The organism is Mycobacterium sp. TH-M82, from assembly GCF_057473605.1.
Map to the genome: position 1 here is coordinate 1 of NZ_JBYCKY010000807.1, position 3,081 is coordinate 3,081.

Below are 3,081 nucleotides of genomic sequence, written 5' to 3' on the forward strand. Positions count from 1 at the left end.
TACCGTCGACACCTGAAGGAAACCCAACCATGATCACGCACCGCTCTTGGCTGGGTATTTCGAACCACGAATGCCTCATTGAGTCAGACACACCTCAGGCGTCGGCGTCATAGTAGTCGAACCATGGCAGGCCGGCATCCACGTAGGCGTCCCGGTCGACTGGCGACGTGGGTGGCACTTCTCCGGTGATGGCAGTCCACTGCGCGGCCGAGCACAAGTGAACAAACACCCGCCGCGCATCGCTCTCGTCGTAATCAGCGAGCGGACGGCCATCGGCGTACACCTCCTGCCGCATCCGCCCGCCGGCCCCTAGCCCCATGCTCGCCGAGGGCGCCGGGAGCGGCCCGCCATCCAGCATCATGTCCGCGCAGCGCTCCCTGCGCAGCTTCTGTGCGGCGTGCCATTCCGCAAGCGCCTGCGCGGTCAGACCTACGGCCCGGAGTTGCACTCCACCATGGGTCTCCTGCCCGGTTATCTGCCCTTCGACTGTGGCGCCCGAACCCAGCGGGACGGCAACAAACTGGCGGATGAATCCCTTACCCGCGTTGATACCATCCAGCCACGGCTGATTGGGTAGCGCAACGTAATTTTGCGGGTCTTTGACGAGGTGCTCGATCCACGGCAAGCCGCTGACCGCGCACACCTTGCCCACGCCGACCTGCAGAGCAGTGGGTTCGGAAGCATTGAACGACAGCCACATTGCCTCGCGCTGGTAGATCGGCAGCATGACCCCGCCACGAGAAAGCCACTCGGCTGGTGCGGTGTCGGGGTAGTCCGCGACCCGCCGCAACGGAAACCGGCCCAGACCCGGCGGCAGCGGATGCAGGCCCGTCTCAGGGATGCGCAGCGTCCGCTGGAAATTCACCGTAACCGGCCCCAGCACCAACTGGTCCCTGACGATCTTGACCGGCGCGCTGTGCGTCATGACTTCCTCCATCTTCCGTGTTGCCACATGTGTAGCACCAGGCACCGACACGTCAGGGTTGCGCCGTCGACCGGAAGCCTCTGACTGACTCCGCGGTGCGGAGCATCCGACCCTAGCCCGCTCCCCCGCTACGAATCAGCGGGTGATGCCGACAATGACGGGCGCCGAGCCGTCGCCGTCTACCTCGACCGGCTAAAGCAGCTTCGCACAACCGGTGGCTTTAGAGTCGGCGCTCGTTCATCCCATGCCTGCGCCATCAGCGCCGAGTCGTCTATCAGCACCGAGTCGTCGAGATCCCGAAACGTTCGGCGGCGCCTCAGCCGTCAGAACGGCATCTCTCAGAGTCACTGATTCGATCGGTCGGATTCGGTCGTATTACACACTCGTGGTGCGGGTTTCAGGGGCCCGGCTCGGCTGCGCTGGATAGAAGCGAGTTCTGCAACACCCGCTGTTGCCGGGCACCGTTCAACTGATGGAATCTAGTTGCGCCTGACCGAGGGCGATCAGTATCTGATTAGTCGCTTCCCGTACCTGCGCAGCAAACTCCTTCTGACCCTCGATTGCGAAAGCAATTCCGTACGACCAGGTTCTGAGGATTTGGATACCGGGGCGTACGTGGACCTGAATGCCCGCTTTCTTACTGTCCAGCCACTGGTGAAGGCTTTCTTCTTCGGCGGCCCGGGCGTAGCGGCGCTCCACGAGCCACTGGAAGAAGCGCGGGTCGGCCACCTCATCGCGGGTTCGACCGCCAGCCCGCCCGTCGCGGAAATCGCCGATCCACTGATGGAGGTACTCTTCGGCGGACAGCAGTCTGGTCGGAAACCAGCGTTGTAGCGGTTGGGCAAACCGATGCGCGAGCTGGAAGTTGGGCTCGACAGTGAAACCGTTGTGAGTGGTCAGTTCGAGGAGGGCGTCGCCCCTCGCCGGATCGGAGTACATATACGTGTACTGGGGCTGGAGTTCAGCTGGCCAGACGCCCAAATGGACATATTTGCCATCGGAGAACAGAGCTGCGCGGTCGGCACCGCGGACATGCTTAGCGGCGAATTTGATTGTGACGCTTGGCATCAGTGGTTCGCCCCGCGGGATAAGAATTCCTTCCACCGCACTGGCTTTCGGGGAAAGCCCTGTCGCCCGCTGCAGGATCGCCTCGAGTCGGTCAAGGGTGGTTGGTGTGTCACCGGCAATTGAAGTCGATGGCGTTGACTGCATCAATGCGTGTCCTCCTCGTGTGATGAGCGGAGGCTTGGGTGGTCGCGGATGCCTGACACCGGTGCCCCAGCCGATCTCCCATCCCTCGCTGGCGTCGAAGTGGTCGGCATACGCCACGGGTGGCGCCATGGACTGCTCGACAAGTCGCATGAGGTCAGCGAACCAAGCAACATATGCGGGGTTGTCGTTGGTCGGAGCGGCCTCAGGTAGTTCGTTCAGGATGAGGTCGGCCACCGACTCGGGTGTCGTCGTCACCGTTACCTCGCCTCCGGCGAATTCGGTGAGCCCGCCTGTCGAGTACAGGAGTGCAGCGTCAAGGTTGACGACATGTGGGTAGTCCACATCGTCAATCAGATTGTCGGAGATGGTGATTGCGACGCGCCAGTACATCCCTGAGGGACTCACTCCCGGCAAAATGCGCAATCGATGGTAGCCGCGCTGATGCAGGACCTGAACCCCTTGCAAGATGCGAATCGGGGTCGACGAAGCCAAATGCATTAGCACTTGCTCGTGTATCTCGGAGTCGAAGGCCACCAGTCGCACCTCCTCGACACGAGTGTTGACGGTGGCAATGGTTTCGATCGCGGCGGCGATGGCATCTTGCCGTGGCCAGCCGAAGGCGCCTGTGCTGATGAGCGGAAAGGCAATGATGCGAGCGCCGAGTTCGTCAGCAACTTCCAGAGCCCGGCGGTAGCAGGATTCAAGAAGCGAACGGTCTCTCTGCCCGCCGTTGTAGTTCGGGCCGACCGTGTGAATGACCCACTCGGCAGGCAAGTCGCCTGCTGTCGTCCAACCGGCATCACCTGTGGCCAGTCCGTCGGGGAACCTAGTGACGCAGTCGCGCAGGGCTCCGGCACCGTGATGAGACCGACCTGGTCCCAAGACAAGCACCATAGGCAACGAATAATACGGGCCCGAGCACGCCATCACCCCAGCTCAGAGCC

At 62.3% G+C, this 3,081-nt stretch carries 2 protein-coding genes; both read right to left on the reverse strand.

Features of this window, described 5'->3' with window-relative positions:
* Positions 1-94: 94 nt before the first annotated feature.
* A complete protein-coding gene (locus tag AC2VON_RS23720; protein WP_486955043.1) occupies positions 95-925 on the reverse strand; it encodes a hypothetical protein in 831 nt (276 codons plus the stop codon).
* Positions 926-1,390: 465 nt separating this feature from the next.
* The gene (locus AC2VON_RS23725; protein WP_486955042.1) at positions 1,391-2,911 is read right to left on the reverse strand and encodes a macro domain-containing protein; all 1,521 of its coding nucleotides are present in this window, start codon (positions 2,909-2,911) and stop codon (positions 1,391-1,393) included.
* Positions 2,912-3,081: the final 170 nt, after the last annotated feature.